General features: G+C 66.3%; 1 protein-coding gene. It reads right to left on the bottom strand.

All coding sequences use genetic code 11. The features are described 5' to 3' along the window. Positions 1–44: 44 nt before the first annotated feature. A partial coding sequence (locus FVE25_RS53655; protein ID WP_157255262.1) for an IS3 family transposase occupies positions 45–991 on the bottom strand: 947 nt, incomplete at its 5' end.

Raw genomic sequence — 991 nt, 5'->3', positions numbered from 1 at the left:
TGAGGGGCCTAGCGTTTTCCGGACAGCCAGCTTGCGGGCGTAGCCTACGCGGCCATCTGGGATGAATCGTGTTCGTTGAGGACTTCCTGGGGCGGCCGGTAGCCCAATGCGGAGTGCAGTCGGCGGCGGTTGTAGAAGCCTTCGATGTAGCGGATGACCTGCTGTTTGGCCTTGGCCCGGGAGCTGAATACGTAGTGGTTGAGCCATTCGGTCTTGAGTGCGGAGAAGAACGACTCGGCCATCGCGTTGTCGTAGCAGACGCCGGTGCGGCCGACCGAGCGACGGATCTGCAGGGTGGTGCACAGGCGACCGAAGGCGTGGCTGGTGTAGTTCGAGCCACGGTCGGCGTGAAAGATGGCGCCGGCGGCGATCCGGCCGGTGCTGACGGCCATGCGTAGCGCGTCGGTGATCAGTTCGGTGCGGTTGCGGTCGGCCATTGCCCAGCCCAGTACCGCCTTGCTGTGGCAGTCGATGACGGTGGCCAGGTAGAGAAAGCCCTCCCAGGTGCGGATGTAGGTGACATCGCCCACCAGCTTGATGCCGGGCCGCTCGGCGGTGAAGTCGCGCCGGACCAGGTCAGGGATGCCGCGGAAGGTGCCCTGCTCGGTCGTGGCCGGGCGGAAGACTCGTGCCTGCACCGGGGTGAGGCCCTGCTGGCGCATGAGCGCGCGGACCAGTTCGGCCGAGCACTCCTCGCCTTGGCGGGCCAGGGCGGCGTGGATGCGCCGGTGGCCGTAGGTTTCGTGGCTGCCGGTGAAGATCAGCTTGATCAGGGCGGCCAAGTGGTCGCGCCGCTGGGCGGTGGCCGAGGCCGGCCGATCGCGCCACTCGTAGTAGCCCGAGCGCGAGACCTGCAGCCATCGACACATCGCCGTGATGCGATGGTTGGCCTTCTCCGCCTCGATCAGCTCGAACTTGGCGAGCGTCATCGAGTCTCGGCCGCGAAGAAGGCGGCTGCTTTTTTCAAGAACACCAGCTTCTCGCGCAGTTC

Origin of the sequence: Nonomuraea typhae (genome assembly GCF_009760925.1) — a bacterium.
GTDB classification, from domain to species: domain Bacteria; phylum Actinomycetota; class Actinomycetes; order Streptosporangiales; family Streptosporangiaceae; genus Nonomuraea; species Nonomuraea typhae.
The sequence above is the reverse complement of the archived record's forward strand: the minus strand, read 5'-3'. Positions and strand labels throughout refer to the sequence as shown.